The organism is Acidovorax sp. PRC11 (assembly GCF_031844105.1).
Lineage (GTDB): Bacteria > Pseudomonadota > Gammaproteobacteria > Burkholderiales > Burkholderiaceae_C > Paracidovorax.
Genome location: NZ_JAUZUQ010000056.1, coordinates 1 through 2,002 on the forward strand (window position 1 = coordinate 1; position 2,002 = coordinate 2,002).

Annotated in this window: 1 pseudogene; it reads right to left on the minus strand. The window is 67.7% G+C overall.

The features are described 5' to 3' along the window. A pseudogene (locus Q9R47_RS24255) lies at positions 1-2,002 on the minus strand (tail length tape measure protein); the annotation flags it as partial.

Genomic DNA, 2,002 nt, shown 5'->3' on the forward strand with positions numbered 1-2,002 from the left:
CGCCCACCCCGCCGCGGCCTGCATAGACGCGGTGCTCTCCACCTGCCCGTACAGCTCGCGCGCGTTGGTGCGCACCAGGTCGAAGATGCCGGTGAGCAGCGCCAGCGATTCATCGGCGAGCGTGCGCTGTTGGCCCAGGGCCGTGCGCTGTGCGTCGATCGTCGCCAGTTGCGCGTTGAGCTTTTCGCTCTGCAGCGTGGCCGCGTCCTGCAGCCGCCGGTAGGCGTCCTCCCTCCCCTGCTGCGCGGCCACCAGCGCCGCCGCGGCGTCTTCGGCCTTGTAGATCTCAATGACCATCCGGGCCAGTTCAGGGTTGAGGTTGAGCAGCGCGTAGTACTCCTGCAGCCGCCGCAGGTCCAGGGCCTGGCGGTCCTTGCCCTGGGCGATCAGAAGGCGCTGCTCCAGATCCCGGCCCTTGTCGGTGATCTCCTGCTGCTTGCGCGCTGCCTCCTGGGCTGCAGCCGCCGCATCCAGGGATGCCACCGCCACCGCGTCGAATGCACCGGCCAGCTGGATCAGCATGGCATAGGCCTTGCGGCCCGCCTCGGTGTTGAGGTCCTGCGCCTCCAGCAGCTTGCGGTACTGGGCCCGCGCGTCGGTGGCGTCGATGGACGGCAGCTTGATGTCCACGGTGGCGAGCTGCTTCTCCAGCTGCTTCCGCGCGGCCTCCCGCTGCTCCTCGGCCGAGTAGAACTTCGCGAAGTAGTCCGCGCTGGCGGCGGTGAATTTCTCCACCCCGCCGAAGAGATCGACCAGCTTGTCCGCCATGTCCCCGCCCTGCAGGCTGGCCGCGTACATGCTGTGCCCCAGCGTTTCGAACACGCCGTTGGTCGCGGCAAGGCTCGTGGCCAGCCGCGTGAGCGTGTCGAGCGAGCTTTCCCCCGCCTTCTGCAGCTTCTTGAAGGCCTCCAGGTTCGCCTGGGCGGCAGGGTCCACCGGTGGCGCGGCCGCCGCGTCGGGGTTCACGCCGAACAAGTACTTCCGATCGCTGGCCGCCTCCTGGATCGTGGTGGGCAGCCCCAGGATCAGGTCCGCCATGCTGATGCCGAGCTTCTCGAACTCCTCCTTCAGCCGCTTCTCGGCATCCTCCGGGCTCAGGCCCTGCAGGCTGACCTTGATGCGCGCGGTGAACTTGTCGAGCGCCTCGCCACCCAGGCCGAGCACCTTACCCATTTCCTCGATGCTGTCGCGCATCGCGGTGTACTGGTCCGCCAAGCCCTTGCGCACCTCTTCGTCCAAGGTGCCGTATTTCGTCTTGTCGGACCGCAGAAAGCCGCCCTTGTAGTACTGATACGTCCTGCCCTGAAAACCATCAGCGCCGCCGAACTCGCCCTCGATCCCGGTGTCCTTGAGCTTGCGGCCGAACACGCGGTTCACCAGGCCGCCGATCGCGCCACCGATGACCCCGCCCATGGGGCCGCCGAAGATGGAGCCGATGATCGTGCCCGCGTTGACCGCGGTGTTACCCGAGCTGCCGAACACCGAGTAGCCGTTGGAGATGAGCCGACCGGCCATCACCCCGCCGTAGGCGCCGGCCACGTAGCTACCCGCGAGCCCGACGCCCTGCGCAGCCGCGCCCGGCAACTGGCCTGCGGTCATCGGCCCGGCGCCCGTGAGGTAGTTGAAGCCCCGCTGGACGTACATCGCGATGCTGTTGGTCAGCGACGTGAAACCGCCGCTGATCGCCGAGTAGATGCTCTTGCCGACCGACAGGATGTCGAGCGCGCCACCGCCGGCGCCGCCGCCCATGATCCCGTTGGTGATCCCGGAGATGGCCCCCGACACCGGCGCCAGGATGTAGCTGATGATCGGGCGCAGCACCAGCGTGTTGAACATGTTGATCAGCGTGTCGCGGAAGTTCTTCGCAAACCCCTTGCCCGACTCGAAGCCGCGCAGCAGCGCGTCCGTGAGCGACTTGTTGATCTCGTCGGCCGTCCGGTCCCAATCCTGCTGGATGACCTTCGACACGGCCGCCTCGCCCTCGATGCGCTTGGCCTGCTCC